Source organism: Streptomyces sp. CB01249 (genome assembly GCF_001905735.1).
In the GTDB taxonomy this organism is placed as follows: domain Bacteria; phylum Actinomycetota; class Actinomycetes; order Streptomycetales; family Streptomycetaceae; genus Streptomyces.
Genome location: NZ_LISW01000010.1, coordinates 159636 through 179997, shown reverse-complemented (window position 1 = coordinate 179997; position 20362 = coordinate 159636). Strand labels below are relative to the sequence as shown.

The following is a 20362-nucleotide window of genomic DNA, read 5'->3' as shown; positions in this document are numbered from 1 at the left end:
TTAGTCGTTCCTCTCCACGGGCTGGGCCATGAGCGCGAAGACGACGGGCTCACCGACCCCTTCCAGGGATGTCGGGAAGGTCGCGATGCGGGCCTCTCCCGAGCGCAGCACCACCCAGTGCTTCTCGGCGTCGGGTGTGCTGTCCATCGTGAGCGCGGCGACCGCACGTCCGCTCTTGCGCAGGCACTCGACCGCGCTCCACACGCGGGTGGCTGCGACCGACGGCTCCTCGTGGTGCTCGGCCGCGATCAGTCGGGCGAGGGCGGTGCCTTCCGCTCCGAGCATCCCCGCCCACTCCTCCGGGGAGCGGTGCTCGGCCTGCTGTACGTCGCAGGCCACCGGTGCCTCGCTGGTCACCACCAGGGTCACCCCCGCGCCGTGCGAGGCGGAGATCCGCGGTCCGCCCGCGATCTCGGGCCTGCCGTCCGGGCGGTGGTCCACCGTGGTCCGGCGGCCCAGGGCCCAGCCGGCGGCCTCCGCGGTGGCCTTCCGGCGGGCGGTCAGCCCTTCCCCGGGTGCCTCGCCGTCGGGCCGGACGACACACCGTACGGCCTCGGGCAGGAGCCTTTCGGCGCGCCGCTCCAGGTAGGGGCCGAGCAGGGCGGGCTGCCAGGGACCGGTGCCGTCCTGCTTGCGGACCGCCTGGAGGACCAGCCCCTCCCAGCGTTCGACCAGGGTGCCGAGCTGGTCGCGGACGTCGAGGTTGTAGACGTACGTGTCCCCGTTGCGCGACCGCTCCCGCGCGTGCAGCGTCACCTGCTTGTCGCCGCGCGCGGCGGCGGGGTCCGCCAGGTGGAGGCGTTCCACGCTCACCGGGAGCAGCGTGGCGTCCGGTACGCAGCACTGGATGGAGTGCATCAGCGCGTCCCGTGTCCCCGGGTCGGCGAGGACGAGTTCGTCGGGCAGGTGCCGGGCGAACCAGGGGAGGGTGGCCATGTCCGCGATCTCGGCGACACACTTCTTGGCGGCCAGTTGGCGGTAGCCGGCGAGGCGCTGGAAGCGCGCCCCCTGGAAGAGGACCGGTCCGTAGAGGTCCCGTGCGGGGTCCAGCGGGATGCGCGGCGCGTCGTCGGATACGGGGACGGGCCCGGTGTCCTCCGGCTCCGGGCGGTCGTAGCGGAGCGTGGCGCGGAAGTGGTCGGCCTGGAAGCCGGTCTCGCTGCTGCGGATGACGGCCTTCACGGCGCCGGGGCTCTCGGCCAGTACCGCGACCTTGATGGTGGTCCGGCCGTCCGGGGGTACGACGATCGGGCGGAGGAACTCCATGTCCTCAAGGACGGGCGCGCCCTCGAACCCGGTGAGCGCCGCGGCCGCCTGGGCCATGGCCTCCATGCCGAGCACCGCGGGGAACAGCAGGTCGCCGTCGAGCTCGTGGTCGGACAGATAGGGGTCGTCGGAGGCGCTGAGATCGGAGTCGACGACCAGTTCGATGCCCGGGTAGTGGGCCTGCGGGCGGTCCACGAAGCGCATGAGCGGCAGGTCGGCGGTCTCCAGGGTCAGTGTGGGCAGGCCGCCGGCCCGTCCCATCACCACCAGGGCGGACGGTGTCCGCCCCTCGGCGAGCAGGTGCTTGAGCATGGCCACGCCGTCCTCGGTGGGGATCGGCTCGATGCCCTCCCGGACCAGCGACTCCAGCACGCCGAGCCGTTCGCCCATCCCGGCCCCGGACCAGACGGACCACTCCAGCGCCACACAGCGGCAGTCGGGGTAGTCCTCCTGCACCCGCAGGGTCAGGTCCGTGAGCCAGTCGTTGGCGGTGGCGTAGTCCCCCTCGCCGCGCAGCCCGGCCCGGCCGATGATGCTGCCGAACGTCAGCAGGAGACGCAGGGCGGCCGGGTCGACGGCGGTGAGCACGTTCTCCAGTCCGGTGATCTTCGTGGCGAGCGTGCGGCGGAACGATGCCTCGTCCAGGTTGGCGAGGGCGTGCGGTTCGTTGCGGCCGGCGCCGTGCAGCACGGCGGTGACCGGTCCGAGCGCTTCGCCGATCTCGGCGACCGCCGCCTTGACCTCGTCGCCGGAGGTGACGTCGGCGCTCACGTAACGGAAGTTGACGCCCGCCGCGGTCATCCGGCGCAGGTTGGCCCGCAGTTCCGGGTCGGTCGCCGGGTCGGACCGGCCGAGCAGGCCGACTCCGGCTCCGGTGCCGACGGCCAGGGCGAGGGCGCATTCCGCCGTGATGCCCTTGCCGCCGCCGGTCACCAGCAGGACGTCCCCGGCCCCGAGTGCCTGCCCCGCCCCGGCGTCCGCGTCATGCTCACCGGCCGGGGAGACATGGGGCAGCGCGCGGAGGACGGGTACGGTGCGACGGCCGTCGCGCCCGTAGTGGACCTCGCTGAATCCGCCGGTCGCCGCGACGTCGGTGACGATGCGGGCGCTCAGTTCGCGGGCGCGGTCGGCCGGCATGTCGTCGGGCAGCGGCAGGGTGACGACGGTGGTCGCGATGTCCGGCGCCTCCAGGTGCAGGGTCTTGGCCAGACCTGCGGCGCCGCGCCGGTCCCCCACCGCCAGGAAGCGGGAGGCGCCGCGGGAGAGCGCGGCACGGACGGCGGCGATCATCAGCGGGGTGTGGTTCTCGTCGCAGTCCCTGGGCAGGCACAGCAGCACGCCGCCGCCGAGCCCCGCGGTGGACAGCGCCTCGTGGAGCGCGGGCGCGAGCGGGTGCCGTTCGGATGCGAACAGCTCCCAGTCCCCGTGCCCGGCTGCGGACCCCCGCACGGTGGCGGGGCCCGGCTCGGTGGGCACCAACTCGATGGCGAAGGCGCGCACCCAGGGGGCCACGCCCTGGGCGATCCGGGACTCCTCCGCCCCGTCGTCGGCCTTGCCGGTCTCCCGCAACCCGTCGAGCAGGCCCGCGAGCTCGGCCAGCGTGGAGGTGGCGAACGCTGTGGTCACCATGGGTGCGGTGATGCCGAGTTCCTGGGCCGCGCGGTTCATGATCTGGGTCACGGTGATGGAGCTCAGATGCAGTTCGTCGAGCGGGTTGCTGTGCGGGTTGACCGCTTCCATGGGGAGTTCGGCACGCTCCGCGGCCAGGCGCAGGACCACCGAGAGGCTGTCGCCTCCGCCGCCCGTGGCGCCTTCCGCGGTCTCGTCCGCCTGCGCGGGGGCGGGCGGCTCGTCCACGCGTACGTCGGTGAAGCGCAGGTCGACGTCGGGGGTGGACTCGGCCGGGCTGGCGAAGAAGCGGAATTCCTTGTCCAGGGGCAGCGGCCGGGTGAAGCGGCCCTTGAACAGCGCGCCGGACTCCAGGCGCGCGCCGAGGGCGTACGCGGCCGCTGCGGCGGTCAGCAGTCCGGACAGCGAGGTGCTGTCGGCGTCGAGCGAGACGACGGGCACGCCGGGCGCGATGTCCTCGGCCAGTCCTCGCAGGATCTTCCCCGGGCCGACTTCGAGCAGCAGATCGACGTCGGCGGACAGGGTCTGGACCGCTTCGGCGAAGCGCACCGGCTGCCGCACCTGCCGGGTCAGCAGCTCCGGCACATCGGTACCGGCCGTGACCTCGTCGGCGGTGACCGTAGAGATCATGCGGCGGGCCGGCGGGGTGAACTCCTGCGCCCGCAGGAAGGTCCCGAGGGCTTCGGCCGCGGGGGCGACGGCCTCGGAGTGGAACGCGTGCGAGACGTTGACGGCCGCGGTGCCCAGTCCCCGGGCGGAGGCGGCGGCGCAGACCCGCTGGACGGCGTCGGCGGGGCCGGAGATCACGGTCTGCCGGGGGCCGTTGTAGCCGGCGATCACGACCGGTTCACCGGCCAGCAGCGGTTCGACGTCGTCGGCGGGGGCGGAGATGCCCGCCATGCCGCCGCCGCCCGCACTCGCCTGCGCCATGAGCCGGCCGCGCTCCGCCGCGATCCGCAGCACCGAGGCTTCGTCCGTGGCTCCCGCCCAGTGCAGGGCGGTGACCTCGCCGAGGCTGTGACCGGCCGCGCCCACCGCCTCGATGCCCAGGTCGGAGAGCACCCGCAGGGCCGCGAGGGAGGAGGTGACGATGCGCGGCTGGGCCACCGCCGTGTCGGCCAGGTCGCCTTCGGCGGGCAGCGGGTGAGCGCGGTACAGCTCGTCGACGGCTGCGAAGCGGCGGCGCAGCGCACCGCCGTCCGCGCGCCGGCCGGCTCCCTGGCCGGGGAAGAGGAACCCGATGCGGGCCTGTGGCGTGGCACCGCCGAGGAACACTCCGCCGTCGATGTCGAGCGCCGACCGGGCCCCGCCGTCCAGCAGCGTGAGGAGCTTGGTGAAGCGCTTTTCCGCCTGTTCGGGGGTGGCCGCGACGACGGCGGCCCGGACCGGCCGGCCGTCGAGGTCGCTCTGAAGGGTGGCGGCGAGGTCGCCCAGTTCCGCGAAGGACAGCTTCTGGACGAAGGCGGCCAGGTGGGTGGCCTTCCCGCGCAGCTCGGCCGTCGTCTCGGCGTCGAGCAGCAGCAGTTCCGTGTCCTGCCGCGACCGTACGAGCTGCCGGGTGACGCGGCCGACGGCCTCCTTGCGTACTCCGTCGGCGTGTTCGACCACCACGTGGGCGTTGATCCCGCCGAATCCCATGGAGGAGACACCGGCGCGGATGGCGGCGTCCTCGGGCCACAGCTCCGCGTCGCTGGGGACCCGCAGGGCCGGCCGGTCGCCGGTGAGTTCGGGGTGCGGGTCCACGTGGCTGGTCGCGGGCGGGATGACCTGGTGGCGTACGGCGAGGATGGCCTTGATGAGTCCGGCGACGCCTGCCGCGGCCTTGGTGTGCCCGAAGTTTCCCTTGACCGTGCTGATGGCGGCGGGTTCCGTGTCAGGGTCGGCGGCGCGGCGCGCTTCCGAGAAGGCGCGCAGTTCGGTGGCGTCGCCCACGGCCGTACCGGTGCCGTGGCCTTCGAAGTAGCCGACGGTCTCGATGCCGAACCCGGCGGCGGCGTAGGCCCGCTGGAGGGCCAGCCGGTGTCCGCTGGCCTCGGGCCGGGTGATCCCTCCCCGGCCGTCGGAGGAGTAGCCCCAGCCGGCGACGTTGGCGTAGCGGAACTTGCCCTGCGCGACGGCGTCCCGGTCGCGCATGAGGACGAGCATGCCGCAGCCCTCACCGGGCCAGAAGCCGTTGGACCCGCGGTCGTAGACGCGCATCTCACCGGTGGCGAGGGCGCCCGTCTTGGCGAAGCCGATGACTTCGAAGGGGTCGATGCTGAGATCCACCCCGCCGACCACGGCAACGTCGAGCCGGCCGTCGGCCAGGGCGTCGCACGCGGTGGCGACGGAGAGCAGCGACGAGGAGCAGGCCCCGTCGACGGTGAACCCGCCGCCCTTGAGGTCGAAGTGGTTGCAGATCCGTCCGGCGATGGTGTTGGCGAGGCCGCCGGCCAGGGAGTCCTCACCGATCGGCGGGAAGGGGCTCTTGTAGCGCTCCTCCAGCTCGCCCAGGAACTTCGCCAGCGCGTCGTCGTCCCAGCCCTGCTCGCGCAGTGCGGCGCCGACGGTGCGGCGCACGTAGGGCCAGCGCAGCCGCATCAGGTTGGCCCTGCTGAATTCGCCGGTCAGGGTGTTGCCGAGGATGACCCCGGTGTTGAGGTCACCGAGCCCTTCGCCCAGCGGGAATCCCGCGTCCTCCAGGGCCCGGGCGGCGGTGTCGAGCGCGAGCCAGTGCGTCATGTCGGTGGCGCGGAAGGTGCTGCCCGCGACGCGGTATTTGACCCGGTCGAATGCGAAGCCGTCGATGACGGCGGCCTTGCTGGAGTAGAAGCGGTCCGGGGCCGCGGGGTCGGGCGAGTAGTAGTCCTCGGCGCGCATGCGCTCGTCCGGGAGTCTGCGGAAGGCTCGCCGACCGGCCAGGACGTTCTGCCACAGCTCCTCGTGGCTGTCCGCATCGGGGTAGCGGCAGGCCATACCGACGACGGCGATCCCGGCGGGCTGCGTAGGGGGGGAGGACGTCATGCGGCCACCGCCTCGATCGTGGTCTTGTCGTCGAGCGCCCGGCTCGGGCCGCCGGCTTGGCCGCTCCCGGAGATCCTGGACGCCTTGCGGCGCTGGATGAAGTGGGCGACCCACCAGCCGATGCCGCGCAGGGCGCAGACCGCGGTGGTCGCGAAGAAGAGGGTGTAAACGACGTTGAAGAGCATCATCACGCCGTAGACCATGGCGACCGACGACCCGAACATGAACTGGTTGCGCCCCTTGGTGGGGGTGGTGCCCGGGTCGGTGATCATGTAGTTGGTGAAGAGGATGAAGGCCACACCGCTCATCGGTCCGAGCGCGGAGGCCAGGGCCACGTCCCAGAACCAGTGCCGGATCAGGGCCTGGATCACGAAGGCACCGAGCCAGCCGACGATCAGCGCGGTCCGCTTCGTGAGCGCCGTGTTGATGATGGTTCCGGCGGTGGCGATGATCAGCGGAATCGCCATCCGGAAGAATGTGTCGGCGTTCTCGGTGAACTCGTAGGGCGGCGCGATGCTCACCCATGATCCGAAACAGACGAGCGCGAGAGTGATGCCGAAGTTCGACGGATTCATGAAGTGCCGCATACGGCCCGCGACGGGTGCCTGGAGAGCGTGCTTGCCCGCGACACCCACGAACACGCCGAAGAGAATCGGCAGAATCTGATTGTTCGCGTACAGCAGCATGTTCACGGCCAGCGCGGTGATATGCGAGGGCAGCAGGAACTCGTAGAGTCCGCGGAATCCCTTGCCCTGGTAGCGCGGCGAGCGGCGCTGTGCCCAGGAACTCAGCAATTCCAGGAGGATCTCGGTCACATATCCGGCGACGATCGCGATGATGGGCCACAGCCACGGCTGCTCGAAACCGAGCACGGTGTAGCCGAGGATGTTGAACACGCTCATCGAGATGGCGAAGTTGCGCAGCGCGAGGTAACGCGGGTCGCGCTTGGCCGCCGGCGGGGAGCCGGCTGGGGGAGAGGCGACGTCGGTCATCGGTTGGCAACCTCCTGCGCGGTGTCGGTCAGCATGAACGTGTGGGTGCCGGGGGTGAGCTTCTGGGTGGTGCGGTGCCTGCCGCCGTCCGCGTCGCGCCAGGAGAGCTCCACGGTCGCCGGACCGGTGTGCTTGCCGAGCCCGAAGTGCACGTCGAAGCTGCGGAATCCGCTGTGCCCGCCGCCGCCGTCGAGGTGGGAGACCTGGGTACCGGCGGCCGTGGTGACCTTGACGGTGGCGCCGTAGGCCGGCGCGCCGATGTTCGCGATGCCCTTACCCGCGTCCTTGTCCGAGCCGGTGGCCGGCCGGTACAGCCGCAGGCCGAGGTACTGGCCCTTGGCGGGCGCCTGGTTGGCGTAGAAGGCCGGCGGGCCCCACTGCCGCGCGACGGCGAAGTCGAGCGTTCCGGTCCCGGTGGCGTCGCCGGTGGCGAGTGCCCTGGTCGGGGTCTCGACGTCCAGACCGAGCTGCTTGGAGACGTTGGCGTACTTGCCGCTCTCGGTCTTCGCGTAGAAGCCGAGTATGTCGTCGCCGGCGATGTCGTCACCGGGCTGGACGTTCGGCCACATCTTCGGGTTGGACAGCAGGTTGTCGTTGGCCATGGCCATCTCCTGGAGCCAGGGCCAGCGGTCGATCTTGCCCTTCACGAAGCCGGTGGCCTGGAGGATCGACAGCTCACCGTTGTTCAGGAAGTCGGCCATCTTGGTGTCCCAGCCCCAGCCGGTCCACGCGACGCCGTGCTCCTGCGCCTCCTGCTTGAACGGTGCCTCGCCGTCGGCCAGCTTGCGGGCCATCGCGGCCTCGTCGCGGGCGTTGTTCTTCCAGAGGAAGTTGCTCTCCTCCAGGCCCCACGCGACGGTGATGTTGCTGACCATCATGTCGAAGCTGCCGTTGTGGTCGACGTCGGCGAAGTCGACGCCCATGCCCTTGAACGAGCCCTTGCCGAGCACGAAGGACTTGGGCGTGGTCGGCGTGCGCTTGCCGGTGGCCTCGGTGAACTTGATGTGCCCGGGGGTCGACCGGTTGTAGAGCAGGTGGTCGTGGCCGAAGTCGTCGGCGATGTACAGCTCGGGCAGGTCGTCGCCGGTCAGGTCGGCCCCGGCGACCGCGAGGGTCCAGCCGGTGGACGCCTTGTAGGGGATGGCCCCCTTCTCCTCCACGAAGGAGACACCGGGTTCGTCACCGGTGGTCGCGTCCGTCCAGCGCATGACGTGGTCGCCGCCCGCGTTCTTCGAGTTGGACAGCGAGTCGTTCATGCCCACGTTGTCGAGACCGTTCGGGTCGAGCACGTCCGAGTCCCGGAAGTAGTTCCCCACGACGACGGACGGGTGTCCGCTGCCGTCCATGTCACCGACGTACAGGGCGTCGGTGTTCCAGCGGGGGCCGTGGTAGGCGCCGTCGATGCTCTTGGACGGCACCACCTCGCGGGCCACGTACGCGTCGGGCGACAGCGTGGTCGCACTCTCCTTGGCCATGAAGGCGATCGGAGTACGGCCCCAGTAGGAGACCATCAGGTCCATCCTGCCGTCGCCGTTGAAGTCGCCGGGCGCGCAGCCGGTGGGCGCCATGGCGTCATCCATCGGGAGCGGGGACCCGTCGAGGACGAACGGGGTGAACCGGTCCTCCTTGACGGCGTTCGGCGTGTACGTCACGACGACCTGGTCCGTACGGGTGTCGACGATGCACATGCCGTCGGCCTTGCCGTTGCCGACCAGGTCGTTGATCGCGATACCGGCACCCACGGATGAGATCCAGGACCGGATCTTCTCGTACGCCGGGTTCACCTTGCGGACCGTATTCATCGGTTGCGAGTTGTAACCGGGTGGCAGCGCGATGGGCATTTCCTGGAACTTGTACTTTGCGGCGGCCTCGTCACCGCCCGCCACTGCGACGGAACTCCGGACCGCAAAGAACAGGGACGCGGCCACCAGCACCGTCACTACACCTGGCGTTATTCTGCGAAAGCGCTCGCGTTGATTCATCGCACTCCCCCTCACTTACCACAAAGAGCTGGACGGCTTGTCCTGCACGGGTTCGCGTTCCGAGAATGAGCGACGGCAGCGCGCACTGCCTCTCCGACATTGCTTGAAGCGGGTCCGGCCTCGGCGGACTACTCGATTTCGGCGTAAGAGAGCATTCTCGAAGGAGGTTCATCGCGGGAGAAGCCGTGACGCCGTGTCACGGATTTACGCGAACGTGCTGTGCACGCGTCCGCACTGTCCCCGCGGTCGGTACGGGAGGTCGCGCCAGGGCCCTCTAGGGGGCGTCCGTGCCGTCGCAGCTCTGCCGCAGCGCGGCGGCCACCGTGTCCCGGGCCGCGCCGACGCTCACGAGGAGGCCGGTGAGCTGGGCCTCGAAGCAGACGTTCGCGTCGTACGGCTCGACCAGGTAGTCGCCGAGTTCGAGCGTCACGAGACCGTGCAGCGCGACCCACAGCTGATGGGCCACCAGGTACGCGTCCCCCGGGTGCAGCCGACCCGTCTCCATGCCGCGCTCCACCGCCCGCACCAGGACGTTGAGGGTGTAGCGGCCGTGCTGGCGGTCCTCCGTGGTCAGCGAGAAGCCGCCCAGGACGGCGCCCCCGAACATCACCCCGTAGAGGTGGCGATGCTCCAGCGCGTTGCACCGGTAGGCCACCCCGAGGGAGCAGATGTCGGTGACCGGGTCCGACGACTCCGGCACCTCCCGCAGTCGCCGGTCGAGCAGCCGGAAGCCCTCCTTGACCATGGCCCTGACCAGGTCGCTCTTTCCGCCGAAGTGCGTGTACACCGCCGTCGTCGAGGCACCCACCGCCGCGGCGAGACGACGGGTCGACAGTGCGGCGGGACCCTCCTCGGCGAGGAGCTGTGCCGCGGCTTCGAGGAGTTGTACGCCAAGAGCGGGATTCGCTGTCCGTGGGCTCACGGTTGACATCCTGTCATGCCGGTGCAACGCTGCCATAACGATGTTACGTAACAGCGATTCGTGAGGATGGACAGCAATGCCCACTCATCACCGGCACAGCACGTCACATCTGCTGAGCAGCGGCTACCGGCCGGTTCGCGAAGAGGTGACCCTGCCCTTCCCCGCGGTGAGCGGACAGCTGCCCGCCGAGCTCGACGGCACCTTCCTGCGGATCGGCCCCAACACGCTGGACGACCACGACCCGGCCGTCGACCACTCCTTCGCCGGCGACGCGATGGTGCACGGCCTGCGGCTGCGCGGCGGCCGCGCCGAGTGGTACCGCAACCGCTGGGTGCGCACGGACCGGGTGGCACGCGCCCTCGGCGAACTCCCCACGCCCGGGCCGCGTCACGGCCTGTCGGACAACACCAACTGCGCGCTCGTCCGGCACGCCGGGCACACCCTCGCGCTCGCCGACGGCGGCGCGCTGCCCACCCGGCTCGGCGACCGGCTGGAGACGCTCGACCGGGTCGACTTCGACGGGACCCTGCCCGGCGGCTTCAGCGCCCACCCCGTCGTCGATCCGCTCACCCAGGAGATGCACGCGGTGGCGTACGAGCCGGGCCGCCCCGGGGTCGACCACCTGACGCTGGACGCGTCGGGGCGGGTGCGCCGACGCGAGAACATCACGGTGAAGGACACCCCGATGATGCACGCCTTCTCGCTGACGGACCGCGAGGCGATCATCTACGACCTGCCGGTCACCTACGACGCCCGGGCGGCGGCCGCGGGTTCACGCGTCCCGTACACCTGGAACGACAGCCATGAGGCTCGCCTCGGCATACTCCCCCGGGAGGGTACGGACGCCGACGTGCGGTGGATGAGCGTCGCCCCGTGCTTCGTCTTCCATCCCGTCAACGCGTACAGCCGTGGCCGCCACATCGTCATCGACGTCATCCGCCACGAGCGCGCCTTCGACCGCGATCCCCTGCATCCCAGCGAGTCGGCGCCCACCCTGTGGCGCTGGACCGTGGACCGGGCCGGCGGCCTCGTGACCGAGGACCGGCTGTCCGGCGAGATCCAGGAGTTCCCCCGCATGGACGACCGGTACGCGGGCTCCCCGTACCGCTACGCCTTTACGGTGGAGCTGCACCCGGACCGGGGCGCCGCGCTTGCCGGGCCCGCGCTGCTGCGCCACGACCTCGTGAGGGGCCGTGTCGACCGGCACCGCTTCGGGCCGGGACGCGAGGGCGGCGAAGCGGTCTTCGTACCCCGCTCCGCCAATGCCCCGGAGGGAGACGGCTATCTGCTCAGTGCCGTTTTCGACTCTGCCTCCGGCACCAGCGACCTCGTCGTCATCGACACCGCGGACTTCACCGGGCGGCCGGTCGCCGTCGTACGGCTGCCGGTGCGCGTCCCGCACGGGTTCCATGCCGAGTGGGTGGCCGCCTAACCGTTCCTCGCCGTGGACGACCTCGCCTGGCCTTAAGGTGTGGGCGGCCCGCAGCACACGGGCCGCCCGGGCCACGGACGACGCCCCGGGACGCCGGCACCGGGGGGACGGACGACATGGCGGACGAGACGGACATACCTGCGTCGGGCGCACCCGCACCCGACACCGCGAGCCGGCCCCTGGCCCCGCCCGACCGCCGCGTTCTCCTCGTGGCCGGTGCGGTCTTCGTCCTCCTCATGGCGCTGTCCACGCGCTACGGCTTCCACATCGATGAGCTGTACTTCCTCGACAGCGCCCGGCACCTCCAGGCGAGTTACGTGGACCAGCCGGTCCTGGCCCCGCTGCTGGCGCGCGTCTCGCTGGAGCTGTTCGGCGTTTCGGAGGCCGGGCTGCGGCTCTGGCCCGCGCTCGCCGCGGCGGGCACGGTCGTCGTGGGCGGGCTGACGGCGCGGGAGCTCGGCGGGGCCCGGCGGACGCAGCTCCTCGCGGCGGTCGCGACCGCCGCCATGCCCGTGCTCCTGGGCGGCGCGCACCTCGCCAATACCACGGCGTACGAGGTGCTGGCCTGGGCGGCGATCGCGCTCGTGGTCGTACGGATCGGCCGCACCGGTGACACCCGCTGGTGGCTCGCGGCCGGGGCGCTCGTCGGCATCGGCGCCGAGTTCAACCACCTCGCCGGGATCTTCGGAGTCGTGCTGGTGGCCGCCGTCCTGCTCGGCCCGGCCCGGCGCACGGTGGCCGACCGGTGGCTCCTGGCGGGGGCGGCGCTCGCCGTGCTGCTCGTGCTGCCGGACCTGTGGTGGCAGGCGCACCACGACTGGGCCATGTTCGAGATGACCCGGGCGCTCAACGAGAAGAACGGCGGCCCCGGGCACATCCCCACCTGGATCGTCGGGCAGCTCGCCACGGCCGGGTTCGCCACGGCGGTCCTGTGGTTCGGCGGCCTGCGCTTCCTCTGGCGCTCGGGGCGGCCCCTGTGGCAGTGCCTGGTCGCCGCGTACGCCGTGCTGTTCGTGCTGTTCGCCGTGACGACGGGCGCCCAGATCTACTACCTGGGCGGGCTGTACGTGTGCCTGCTGGCGGCCGGTGCCGTCGGGCTCGACGGATGGCTGCGCGCCCGACGCGACCGCATGCGCTCCCTCACGATCGCGACCGCCGTCTCCACCGCGGTGCTCGCCGTCATCGTCCTGCCCGTCCTGCCGCCGGGCGCGGTCGCCTGGACGTACGGCGTCAGCACCAACACCGGGGAGACCCTGGGCTGGCCCCAACTCGTCACCACCGTGCGCCAGGTGTGGGACGGCCTCCCCCAGGAGCAGCGCGCCCACGCGGTGATCTACACGGCCGACTACGGAGAAGCGGGCGCCATCAACGAACTCGGGCGCGGCACCGGCCTGCCGCACGCCGTGAGCGCCCACAACACCGACTGGTGGTGGGGCCCCGGCGACCCGGCCGCCACCACGGTCCTGGCCGTAGCCCCCGGCCCGGAGCACGCCCCCGGCTACGAGGCCCAGCTGCGCAGGTACTTCCGGCACGTCACCGTGGCCGCCGGCCTCACCAACCCGTACGGCATGCACAACGTGGAATGGGGCGGACACGTCTACGTCTGTACGGGGCCGCGCCACCCCTGGGCCGAGATGTGGCCGCAGTTGCGTCACTACGGATGAGGCGCACACCCCCTAGCGTGGGCCCATGCATTCCTTTTCGCGTTCCTGGACGGCGCTGCTCGACGCCGTGGCCGGTCTTCCCGACGAGGACTTCGACAAACCCTCGGGCTGTACGGGGTGGCTCGTCCGGGACCTGGTGTGTCACCTGGTCATCGACGCGCAGGACGTCCTGATCACCCTGGTCACCCCCGCCGACGAGCCCGCCACGACCGACGCGCCCGGCTACTGGACGCTGCTCCCCGAACCCCCGACGGGCGACGACCCGCTCGACGCCCTGATCCCCCGGCTGGCGGCCGCGTACGGCGAACCGCGCTGGCTCAAGCACCACATCGACGACGTCGGCACGGCGGCCGTCCGCGCCGCCGGTCTCGCGGACCCGGCCGCCCGGGTCCGTACGCAGGACATGGTCCTCACGGTCGCCGACTACCTCTCCGCGTACGTCCTCGAAGGCACCCTGCACCACCTCGACCTCGTGGCCCACCTGCCCGCCGCCCCCGGGCCGCCCGCCGAGACCCTGGCCGTGGCCCGGACCGCGCTGGAGGCCGTCGCGGGCGCCGCGTTCCCCGCCTCGCTCACGGACACCGAAGCGCTGCGGACCGGCACGGGCCGCAGCACACCGACCCCCGCGCAGACGGCGGACCTGGGCGCCCTGGCGGCACGGCTCCCGCTCATCCTCGGCTGACGACAGCCGCTAGTGACGCCCGGTCAGGTACACCGAGCGCAGCTCGAGCCGTTCCGACGTGGGCCGCCCGTGCGGGCCCAGGGTCCAGGAGTCGCCGGTGCAGTCGGTGCCGGTGAACACCATGACCCACTCGGCGGTCTCGTTCTGCGGGGCGTAGGCGGGCTCGGAGCCCCGGGTGTCGGCGACCTCGGGGAGCGTGACGCAGCCCGGGCTCTGGGGATCGTGCAGGGTGACCGTGCGCGGCATGCCGTCGAGCCCGGCGTACGTGTAGGAGAAGTCCCCCACGGCGGCGCTCGCGGACCCCGGCTGCGCGGCGAGGAGAGCGAGCGCGCCGAACGCGGCGGCCGCCCCATGACGAAGCCTCATGTAACCCATGTCCACTGCACCCGTACCGATCCGGAGCACGTACGGCCGCCCCGACGCCGGGCCCGGCGAGCTGCCGGACCCGCAGGTCCTTTCCCTGAGCCCGGCCCCGGGACGCGCGAGGTCACCCGCGCGGAGCCGGGCGTAACGATTCTTCGTACTCCATGCAGAGCCGGACGGTGCCCTCTTCGGCCGGACCCTCAGTCGGAACCGGCGCCGCGCAGCTGCTCGGCGGCGGCCTGGTACGCGTCCGAGGCGCGCGCGAAGTAGTCGAACAGGACGGCGAGCTGGTCGGGCGTGTAGCCGGCGAAGAGCTCGCCGATGCGCTTCCGGGCGGGGGCCATCGCCTCGTCCAGTCCGGCCGGTTTACCGACGGGCTCCACGATCACCTTGCGCCGGTCGTCGGGGGACGGCGCGCGGCGCACGTACCCCGCCGCCTCCAGCCGGTCGATCAGGCGGGTGGTGGGGCCGGTGGTCAGCCCCGTGCGCGCGCCGAGCTCACCAGGGGTCAACGGCCCGGTGAGGCCGAGGATGTTGAGCGCGTACAGGTCGGTGGCGCCCAGTTCGCACGCCTTGGCGCTGGCGTGGCCGTGCAGCATGACGGCGCTCAGATACCGGCGGTAGGTCTCACTGGCGCCGGACGGCATGGCTGGTGTTGACACGGGCTCCTCCACTCCATAATCTCTTCCTCAACGAAGAGACATCTTCGAGGAAGAAGATGCTTCGCAGCATCTTCTCTGTCTGTGAAGTTACCACGGAGGGAACCATGAGCATGAGCACCGCCACCGAGACCCCGGACACCACCGCACCCGAGCCGACCGCCCCCAAGCCGCGCTCCCGTCGCCGCACCGTCAAGCGGGTCCTCATCGGAGGCGCCCTGGTCACCGTCCTCGCGGCCGGCGGCGGCTACTTCTGGCTCGACGCCACCTCCGACCCCAAGGTCCTCGGAGAGGCGGAGTGCAGCGCCGTCACCCCGACCCGTATCGCCACCCCGTCCGGCACGGCCACGGCCGACGACCAGCGCGCCGTCTGCGACACCCTGCGCGACCTCACCGACGCCTGGGGCCGCGCCGACGCCACCGGATACGGCGAGCAGTTCACCGCGGACGCCACGTACACCACCTACGTAGGCACCCACTACCAGGGCCGCGAGGACATCGCCGACGCCCACCGCGCCCTGTTCGGCGGGTTCGTCAAGGGCACCAGCCTCGCCGACTCGTTCCTCGGCATCCGGTTCTACGGCCCCGACACCGCCGTCGTCACCAGCCGGGGCGACACCTACAAGGGGGACGCGCCGTCCGCCGCGGACCTGACCAAGACCCAGACGTACACGCTCGTCCGCGAGGGCGACGGCCACTGGCGCATCGCCGCCTTCCACAACACGCAGCGTCAGAACGTCATGGAGCGCCTGTCCTTCCTCTGGGACCCGGCCACCGCCCCGAAGGCCGAGAAGTGACCCCGCCCGCCCACCACCCCCGGAAGGACACCGGCATGACCACCACCGAGGACACCACCGCCGTCCACGCCCTGCTGCACCGAAGCGCCGCCGCCTGGGCCGCCGGAGACGGAGCCGCGTACGGCGCCTGCTTCACCGAGGACGCCACCGACGTCACGTACGTGGGCACCGTCTACCAGGGCGGCGCCGAGATCGGGCGCGCCCATCAGGCCCTGTTCGACAGCTTCCTCAAGGGGACCCGGCTCGACCTCGACGTGATCGGCGTGCGGTTCCACGGCCCGGACACCGCCGTGGCCGTCACCCGGGGGGCCGTCCGCAAGCACGGTGCCAAGGAAGGGCGGCACGACAAGATCGCCACGTACACCCTGGTGCGCCGGGGCGACGGCACCTGGGGGATCGCGGCGGTGCAGAAGACCGCGCGCCGCCGCTTGATGGAGGCGTTCTCCTTCCGCGCCCAGCCCGCGACCCGCCCCTCGGCGGGGTGACCCCCGTGCCGACGCGGACCGACGACCGCCCGACCGCCCTGGTCACCGGTGCCGGCGCCGGGATCGGCCGGGCCTTCGCCCACCGCCTGGCCGCCGACGGCCACCGGGTCATCGCCGTCGCCCGTGACGCCGAACGGCTGCGGGCCCTCACCGACGGACTGGGCCCCGGCCACATGTGGCTGGCCGCCGACCTCGCCACCGAGGACGGGGTGCGCCGCACCGGCGAGCTGATCGCCCGCACCCGCGTCCAGTTGCTGGTCAACAACGCCGGGACCGCCACCACGGGCCCCTTCACGGAGACCCCGCTGTCCCGGGCCGAGGACATGCTGAACCTCAACTGCCGCGCCGTGACGGCACTCTCGTACGCCTTCCTGAGCCACGCCCGCCCCGGGGACGCCCTGCTGAACGTCTCCTCGACGCTCGGCTGGACCCCGAAGCCGGACCTCGCCGTCTACAGCGCCACCAAGGCGTACACCACCGCCCTCACCGAAGCGCTCTGGACGGCCCACCGCGACACCGGCATCCGGGTGCTGGCGCTCTGCCCCGGCATGACGGCGACCGAGTCCCAGCGCCACGAGGACGCGCCCGCCGCCCTGGTCGGGACGCCGGAACAGGTCGTCGCCGCGGCCCTGCGCGCCCTGCGCGAGGAGGACGGGCCGACCACGGTCCCGGGCCGGGCCAACCGCCTGCTCGCCCTCCTGACCACCCGCCTCCTGCCCCGCCGCAGGACCCTCGCCCTGCTCGCGGGACCGGGGTAGGAGCGCGCCGCCCGGAGGCCGAAGAGTTCGGCGTGGAGCCGGGTGGCGACCTCCGCACAAGTACGGCTTAACCACCCGCCGTTACCGTGCCCTCCGCGCATGCGACGAGTACCGGGCAACGAGCAGGGAGCAGGAACGGGAATGAGCATCGACACCGACACGGAGCTGTGGGTCCGCCGCTTCCACCCGGCCCCCGAGCAGCCGTACCGCCTCGTCTGCCTCCCGCACGCGGGGGGCACCGCCTCCGCCTTCTTCTCCTTCTCCCAGGCCCTGTCCGCCCACGCCGACGTCCTGGCCATCCAGTATCCGGGCCGCCAGGACCGCCGCCACGAGCCTGCGCTCACCGTCACCCAGGAACTCGTCGACGGCATCCACCAGGCGCTGCGGCCCTGGGCCGACCGCCCGCTGGTCCTCTTCGGACACAGCATGGGCGCCGTACTGGGCTTCGAGCTCGCCCGCCGCATGGAGGCCGAGAACGAACCGCCGCTCGGCCTGATCGTCTCCGGCCGCCGCGCCCCCCACATGCCGCGCCCCGACAGCGTGCACACCAAGGGCGACGACGCCCTCATCGCGGAGATCCGTCAACTGGCCGGTACCGACCCCGGGGTGCTCGCCGACGAGGAGATCGTCCGCATGGTGCTGCCCGCCATCCGCGCCGACTTCAAGGCCATCGAGACGTACCGCTACCAGCCCGACCCCGGCCGGGACCGCGCGCTGAGCTGCCCGCTCAGCGTGCTCACCGGGGAGTCCGACCCCCGGGTGAGCCTGCACGAGGCGATGGAGTGGCGCGAACACACCTCCGGAAACTTCACCTTCCGCAGCTTCCCCGGCGGCCACTTCTACCTCACTCCGCAGCAGGACGCGGTGACCCGCGCCATCGCCGACGACTTGGCGGCCCTGGGCCAGGAACGGTTCGACACCGCCGTCGGCTGACCCGGCGCGCGGAGTTGTGGCCAGGCAATAACTGGCCACTGCGGAGCGTGGGCCGGCCCCTCGGCCGGTCCTTACGCTGGGCGGACAAGTGACGCTGCGCAACGGGGGAAACGGCTGATGACGCTCTTGTCCCGGGACACCGAACTCGCCCGGCTGAACGCCGCCCTCGCGGCGGCGGAGACCGGTGCCACCGCCATCGTGCTCATCGAAGGCGCCTCCGGGTGCGGAAAGTCCGAAACGCTCAGGACCATCGCCGACACCGCCCGCGAACGCGGCGCGACCGTGCTGTGGGCCGCTGCCACCCCCAAAGGACCCGCCGCGGGCCACCGCGCGCTGGACGAGTGGGCCGAGGCACTGCGCACCCACTCCGCGCGGACGCCCGGGGCCGCCCCCGACGCTTCCGCTGCCACCTCCTTCACCGCGGCCGTCCGGGGGCTGGACGGCCCCGCACCGCTCGTCATCTGCCTGGATGACCTGCAGTACGCCGACGCGGCCTCCCTCGCCTTCCTGACCGGTTCGATCAGGGCTCCGCGCGGCACCGGCCTGCTCATCGTGCTCACCGGCCCCCTCGGCGGTCCGGGCGCGGACGCCCGCGATGCCGTCACCGAACTGCTGCGCCACCCGGGCTTCGACCGGATCCGCCTCGGCCGTCTCGACCGCGCCGCCACCGCCGCCCTCCTGCGCGACCGCCGCCGGGGCGGGGTGCCCGGCGAATCGGCCGACCGCCTCTACGCGCGCACCGGAGGCAATCCGCTGCTGCTCAGGGCCCTGCTGTCCGAGTACGACACCGCCCACCCCGAACCGGCGGGGCCGTTCGCCGACGCGGTGCGGGCCTGCCTCCAGCGCTGCGGGCGCCCCGCCCGCGACCTCGCCCGCGCCCTGGCCGTCCTCGGGACCCACGCCACCCTCGACCGCGCCGCCGCCATCGCCGGGGCAGCACCCGCGGAAGCCGCCCGGGCCCTCGCCGCGCTGGACGAGACCGGACTCGCCGACGGGCCCGGACTGCGCCACCCCGACATCGCCGCCGCCGCGCTGGAAACCCTCGGAGCCGCCGAGCGCACCCGCCTGTACGGGCGTGCGGCCGAGGCGCTGTACGCCGACCGGGCCGAGGCCGAGACCGTCGCCTCGTACCTGCGCGCCCACGGCAGCGCCCCCGGGGACTGGGCCGTGCGGACGCTCTGCGAGGCCGGACAGCAGGCCCTCGCCGCCGACGAGGCCGAACGCGCCGCCGCCTGCCTGCAACTCGCCCACGCCGGTACCGACGACGAACCGACCCGGTGGCGGATCGGCCTGCAACTCGCCGCCCTCACCTGGCGCCTCACCCCTGCCGCCGCCGAACAGCACCTCGACGCCCCGCTCGCCGCACTGCGCGCCGGACGCCCCGGCGCGCCCACGGGGTCGCTGGCCCGCCTGCTCGTCGCCCAGGGACGGGTGGCGGAGGCGGCGGAGGTACTGCGGCTCGTGCCCTCCGGCGCCGACGCACTGCGCGACCTCTTCGCGGTCCCACCCGCCGCCGACAGCGACGCAACCCCCCTCTGCGCCGCGCTGTGGACCCACCCGGGCGACCCCTGGGACGCATCCGCCGCCGAACGGCTGATCGAGGGCACCCCGCTGGCACACGACACCTTCGAACCACTGGTCCAGGCCGTACGCATCCTGCTGCACACCGGACACCCGCGCCGAGCCGCCGTCCGGTGCCGGAAACTGCACGCCGATGCCGAACACCGCCGGGCCCGCGGCTGGCAGGCCATGTTCGCCTCGCTGCGCGGCGAGGCACTCACCCACCTCGGCGACCTCGCCGGTGCCGAGCGCGCGGCGAGCGCCGCCGTAGCGGCGGTCGCGGGACGCGGCGGAACGTTCATGTACCGCCCCGTCGCGGTCCTCGTCACCGCGCTCACCGCCATGGGCCGCTACGACGACGCCGCCCGGCACCTTCCGCTGCCCCTGCCCGACCACCTGCCCCGCACCGTGCACGCCCTGCCGTACCTCCAGGCACGGGGCAGGTACTACCTGGCCACGCACCGTGCCCAGGCCGCCCTGAGCGAGTTCCTCGACGTGGGCCGCCTGGCCGGACGGTGGGGCCTGGACCACCCCGGCGGTCTGCCCTGGCGCATCGACGCGGCCGACGCCCTGCTGCGCCTGCGCCGCCCCTGTGAGGCACGCGTGCTGACCACGGCGCAGCTCGCCGTACCGGGTATCGGCGCGCGGACCCGCGGCATGGCGCTGCGCCTGCACGCCGCGACCGAGGAGACCCACGACCGGCCGGCCCTCCTCACCCGGGCGGTCGCCGACCTGCGCAGCTGCGGTGACCGCCTGGAACTCGCCAAGGCCGTCGCCGACTTCGGCCGGAACCTCCAGACCCTGGGCGAGGGGCCGCGCGCGGGCTCCGTCATCGGGCGCGCGTGGAGACTGGCCGACGAGTGCGACGCGACACCGCTGTGCGGGGAGATCCTGCCGGGCCGCCGACGCGGAGACGCCGACGCCGAGGCGGAACGCTGCGCGGCGGCGGCCCCCGAGCCCGACGTGGCCGTCCTCAGCCAGTCCGAACGGCGCGTCGCGTCCCTGGCCTCCGCCGGATACACGAACCGGGAGATAGGGGCCAAGCTGTTCGTCACGACGAGCACGGTCGAGCAGCACCTCACGCGGATCTACCGCAAGCTCAACATTTCCCGCCGGCAGGACCTGCCGATCGACTTGCAGCTCGACGTTCTCGGGCGGGTCGGAGTCCAGTGAGCACGCAAGACGGGCTTTAGCCGACGTTGTGACGATCGGCTTGGACCCCTGCGGTGCGACCT

14 protein-coding genes are annotated in these 20362 nt (G+C 72.4%); 8 read left to right on the top strand and 6 right to left on the bottom strand.

What is annotated here, in order from left to right; all coding sequences use genetic code 11:
- From AMK18_RS32970 to AMK18_RS32955, 4 genes are all read right to left on the bottom strand, one after another.
- Positions 1-5898: a type I polyketide synthase gene (locus AMK18_RS32970; protein WP_274535321.1), complete on the bottom strand. Its 5898-nt coding sequence runs from the start codon at positions 5896-5898 to the stop codon at positions 1-3.
- Positions 5895-6890, bottom strand: coding sequence for an enediyne biosynthesis protein (locus AMK18_RS32965; protein ID WP_073865716.1), 996 nt, complete (start codon positions 6888-6890; stop codon positions 5895-5897). Before AMK18_RS32965 ends, AMK18_RS32970 begins: the two co-directional genes overlap by 4 nt.
- Positions 6887-8872 carry an ASPIC/UnbV domain-containing protein gene (locus tag AMK18_RS32960; protein ID WP_376453560.1) on the bottom strand — a complete coding sequence of 662 codons (1986 nt, stop codon included), beginning with the start codon at positions 8870-8872 and terminating at the stop codon, positions 6887-6889. The genes AMK18_RS32965 and AMK18_RS32960 overlap by 4 nt, the downstream gene beginning before the upstream one ends.
- 274 nt (positions 8873-9146) lie before the next feature.
- The gene (locus AMK18_RS32955; RefSeq protein WP_026171889.1) at positions 9147-9794 is read right to left on the bottom strand and encodes a TetR/AcrR family transcriptional regulator; all 648 of its coding nucleotides are present in this window, start codon (positions 9792-9794) and stop codon (positions 9147-9149) included.
- 76 nt (positions 9795-9870) lie between these two features.
- On the opposite strand from AMK18_RS32955, the gene AMK18_RS32950 reads away from it, so the two are divergent.
- The 3 genes from AMK18_RS32950 (at position 9871) to AMK18_RS32940 (ending at position 13572) form a co-directional block, all read left to right on the top strand.
- Positions 9871-11226: a carotenoid oxygenase family protein gene (locus AMK18_RS32950; RefSeq protein WP_073865714.1), complete on the top strand. Its 1356-nt coding sequence runs from the start codon at positions 9871-9873 to the stop codon at positions 11224-11226.
- A 116-nt stretch (positions 11227-11342) separates the two neighbouring features.
- Positions 11343-12890, top strand: coding sequence for an ArnT family glycosyltransferase (locus tag AMK18_RS32945; protein WP_073865713.1), 1548 nt, complete (start codon positions 11343-11345; stop codon positions 12888-12890).
- 25 nt (positions 12891-12915) lie between these two features.
- Positions 12916-13572 carry a maleylpyruvate isomerase N-terminal domain-containing protein gene (locus tag AMK18_RS32940; protein WP_073865712.1) on the top strand — a complete coding sequence of 219 codons (657 nt, stop codon included), beginning with the start codon at positions 12916-12918 and terminating at the stop codon, positions 13570-13572.
- A 9-nt stretch (positions 13573-13581) separates the two neighbouring features.
- On the opposite strand, the gene AMK18_RS32935 is transcribed toward AMK18_RS32940, so the two are convergent.
- Both AMK18_RS32935 and AMK18_RS32930 read right to left on the bottom strand, forming a co-directional pair.
- The gene (locus AMK18_RS32935; protein ID WP_073865825.1) at positions 13582-13938 is read right to left on the bottom strand and encodes a hypothetical protein; all 357 of its coding nucleotides are present in this window, start codon (positions 13936-13938) and stop codon (positions 13582-13584) included.
- A gap of 197 nt (positions 13939-14135) precedes the next feature.
- Positions 14136-14597: a MarR family winged helix-turn-helix transcriptional regulator gene (locus tag AMK18_RS32930; RefSeq protein WP_234011962.1), complete on the bottom strand. Its 462-nt coding sequence runs from the start codon at positions 14595-14597 to the stop codon at positions 14136-14138.
- Positions 14598-14701: 104 nt separating this feature from the next.
- Between AMK18_RS32930 and AMK18_RS32925 the strand changes: the two genes are divergently transcribed.
- From AMK18_RS32925 to AMK18_RS32905, 5 genes are all read left to right on the top strand, one after another.
- On the top strand, positions 14702-15391 hold the full coding sequence (locus tag AMK18_RS32925; protein ID WP_018105864.1) for an SgcJ/EcaC family oxidoreductase: 690 nt from the start codon (positions 14702-14704) through the stop codon (positions 15389-15391).
- A 35-nt stretch (positions 15392-15426) separates the two neighbouring features.
- Positions 15427-15876: an SgcJ/EcaC family oxidoreductase gene (locus tag AMK18_RS32920; protein ID WP_018105863.1), complete on the top strand. Its 450-nt coding sequence runs from the start codon at positions 15427-15429 to the stop codon at positions 15874-15876.
- Between the two features lie 5 nt (positions 15877-15881).
- A complete protein-coding gene (locus tag AMK18_RS32915) occupies positions 15882-16634 on the top strand; it encodes an SDR family NAD(P)-dependent oxidoreductase (RefSeq protein ID WP_073865711.1) in 753 nt (250 codons plus the stop codon).
- Positions 16635-16775: 141 nt separating this feature from the next.
- Positions 16776-17567 (top strand): thioesterase II family protein, encoded by a 792-nt coding sequence (locus AMK18_RS32910; RefSeq protein ID WP_073865710.1) that lies wholly within the window; start codon positions 16776-16778, stop codon positions 17565-17567.
- A 117-nt stretch (positions 17568-17684) separates the two neighbouring features.
- Positions 17685-20300 carry a helix-turn-helix transcriptional regulator gene (locus tag AMK18_RS32905; protein ID WP_079199388.1) on the top strand — a complete coding sequence of 872 codons (2616 nt, stop codon included), beginning with the start codon at positions 17685-17687 and terminating at the stop codon, positions 20298-20300.
- Positions 20301-20362 lie beyond the last annotated feature (62 nt).